Here is a 2,870-nt window from a genome sequence, read left to right as displayed (position 1 = left end):
TTATTAGTCTGCGTGAGCTCGGTTATATACTCTGTTGCTCCTCGGGGGGGGCGGCGAAAACCCCCCCCCCCACCACACGGCGTTGGCGGGGCCGGGTGTCACTTGACGCAGGCACCTCCAGTGGGTTGCATACGTTCTGTGATCACATACCGGACATCGGGAGCCGCATCATGGACCCGGTGATCGTCGTCGGCGCGGGGCCGGTCGGACTGTCACTGGCCCTGGCCCTGGCAGGCTCGGGCGTGCCCTGCGTCGTGCTCGACGAGGGACCGGGCAAGGACCTGCCCCGACCAGCCCGTACGGTCGTCCTGCACGAGGACACCTCGGCCATGGTCCACCGGCTGGGGTGCACGACACTGCGCGATGAGGGGGCGCTGTTCGCCGCCTGGCGCACCATGCGGCGCCGCAGCCGTGCCGACGACGCCCGGCGCATCACCTTCGAGGACCGCCAGGCCCCCCTGCACCTGCCGCAGCACGCCCTCTCGCGCGGGCTGCGCGACGCCGCGGCCGCACATCCGCTGGTCCAGATGGTCACCGACAGCAAGCTGGACTCGCTGGAACAGGACGACGACGGGGTCACCGCGCACACCCGGGGCGCCGAGACCACCTGGTGGCGGGGGAGCTACCTGGTCGGCTGCGACGGAGCCCGCTCCACGGTGCGCAAGCTGCTCGGCATCCGCTTCCCGGGCCGTACGGCCGTCGAGCGGCACGCCGTGGCCGCCCTGCGCACCGAACTGCCCTGGCCCGGCGAGGCCCTGCTGTACCGCGACCCGCCGCAGGAGACCACCGCCCGGCCGCTGCCCGACGGGGTGTGGCGGCTGGACTGGCTGCTCCCGGGCCGCGGGGAGCTGGTCACCCCCGACGCGCTCGTCACCCTGATCCGGGACACCCTGGCCGCGTGGTGCGGGGGCACCACTCCCCCGTACGACCTGCTCGACACCGGGGTGCACACGCTGCACCACCGGCTCGCCCGGCGCTGGCGCGACCGCCGTGCCTTCCTCGCCGGGGACGCCGCCCACCTGCTGGGCGCGCTCGGCACGCAGGGGGTCGACGAGGGGCTGCGGGACGCCGAGAACCTCGCCTGGAAGCTGTCCCTGGCCTGGCACCAGGGTGCTTCCGAGGCCCTGCTCGACAGCTACGAGGACGAGCGCCGCACGGCGGTCGCGGCCCGGCTGCGCGCCGCCGACCAGGCGATGCCCGTGCTGCGCGGGGGCGGCGGGCTGCGGACGTACCTGCCCGGCGCGACCCGCTCCGGTGAACTGCTGCTGACCGACGGCCACTTGGGACGGGGACCGCTGGGTGCGGCGCCGACGTACGCCCCTCCGGTGGCCGTGCGCGAGGTGCCCACCGGCACGGAGCCGGGCGGTCAGGTCGCCAACATTCCCGTCACCGCGCCCGACGGGGCGACGGTGCCGCTGCGCGACCTGCTGGGGCGGGGCCGCCTGCTGGTGGTGCTCGTCGCCCCGGGCACCGGGGTCTGGGACCGGCGGCACTGGCTGAGCGCCGGTCTGATGCCGCGGCTGGCTGCGGCGGTGAGCGCCCTCCCGGTCCGCACCGAACTGCTGGTCGCGGACGGCTACCCGGGGGCGCAGGCGCACACCGTGCTCCTGGTCCGGCCGGACGGGCACCTGGCGGCGACCTTCGCCGGCGTGCGCCCCTCGGAGCTGTACGAGGCGGCGGACACCGTCCGGTGGGGGGCGCCCGCGCCGCTCGACGAGTCCTCCGCCACACAGCCGGCCGTGATCGATTGACCGGTCCGAGGCCTTCGTGCTTCACTCGCGGACATGACCGGCAACGACGTACGCCTGTGGCGGAGGGTCCATATGGACCTGCTCCGCTACGCGGGCTGCGTGTGTCGCCCTTCCTGCTGATTCGCCCTTTCCCCCCGCGCGCTCGGCGCGCACTTTCGCGAACCTTCAGGACGGTCACGCCCCCATGTCTGCGCCCCTTGCACCCAGTGCATCCACTGCGCCCCCCGCACCTCTGCACGCCCCCGCGCACGCCCCCGCACGCTCCACCGCGGTGACGGCCGCGGAACTCCTCGACTTCGCCCTGCGCACCGCCGCCGATCCGGCGGTCATCGACTCCCTCCCCCTCGACCCCGAGGGCCGCACCTGGATCCGGCTCGACGGGCCGGGCGGCAGCGAGGCCTGGGTGATCGGCTGGCCGCCGGGCAGCGGGACCGGCTGGCACGACCACGCCGAGTCGCAGGGTGCGTTCGTCACCGCCCGCGGCCGGCTCAGGGAGCACTCGCTGGCGGTCCGGCTCCCCTCCGAGGGCTGGCGGAGCCTGGAACTCGCCCCCGATCTGGACCGCAGCCGCAGCCTGGGCCCGGGAACGGGCCGGGCCTTCGGCGAGCACCACGTCCACGAGGTGCTCAACGAATCGGCGGCGGAGCACGCCGTCTCGGTGCACGCGTACTACCCGCCGCTGCCCCTGATCCGCCGCTACAGCCGCACCGGCCGGGTGCTCACGCTGGAGCAGGTCGAGCGTCCGGCGGACTGGCAGTGAGCGCGCCCGTCGGCATCGACGCCCTGCTGGAACGGGTCCGCTCGGCGTACACCCGCATCGATCCGGCGCAGGCGTACGCGGCGTTCCGGGCGGGCGACGCCCTGCTCGTGGACATCCGGTACCAGGCGCTGCGCGACCGCGACGGCCTGATCCCGGGTGCGCTGGTGGTCGAGCGCAACGAACTGGAGTGGCGCCTGGACCCGCAGGGCTCGCACCGCGCCCCCGAGGCAACCTCGCACGACCTGCGGGTGGTGGTGATCTGCAACGAGGGCTACGCCTCCTCCCTCGCAGCGGCCTCCCTGCACGCGCTGGGCCTGCACCGGGCCACGGACCTGACCGGCGGCTTCCAGGCCTGGAAG

The 2,870-nt window shown here is 74.5% G+C and carries 4 protein-coding genes; all 4 read left to right on the top strand.

Annotation, left to right across the window (positions count from 1 at the left end):
* Nucleotides 1-170: 170 nt before the first annotated feature.
* On the top strand, nt 171-1,751 hold the full coding sequence (locus ACFXA3_RS40230; RefSeq protein WP_385196029.1) for an FAD-dependent monooxygenase: 1,581 nt from the start codon (nt 171-173) through the stop codon (nt 1,749-1,751).
* A 33-nt stretch (nt 1,752-1,784) separates the two neighbouring features.
* Complete coding sequence (locus ACFXA3_RS40225; protein WP_311318651.1) at nt 1,785-1,871, top strand: putative leader peptide; 87 nt, start codon at nt 1,785-1,787, stop codon at nt 1,869-1,871.
* 64 nt (nt 1,872-1,935) lie between these two features.
* Complete coding sequence (locus ACFXA3_RS40220; protein ID WP_385196027.1) at nt 1,936-2,511, top strand: cysteine dioxygenase; 576 nt, start codon at nt 1,936-1,938, stop codon at nt 2,509-2,511.
* On the top strand, nt 2,508-2,870 hold a 363-nt coding region (locus ACFXA3_RS40215), incomplete at its 3' end, for a rhodanese-like domain-containing protein (RefSeq protein WP_385196025.1). The genes ACFXA3_RS40220 and ACFXA3_RS40215, both read left to right, overlap by 4 nt.

Source organism: Streptomyces sp. NPDC059456 (assembly GCF_042750055.1).
Taxonomy (GTDB): Bacteria; Actinomycetota; Actinomycetes; order Streptomycetales; family Streptomycetaceae; genus Streptomyces.
The sequence above is the reverse complement of the archived record's forward strand: the minus strand, read 5'-3'. Positions and strand labels throughout refer to the sequence as shown.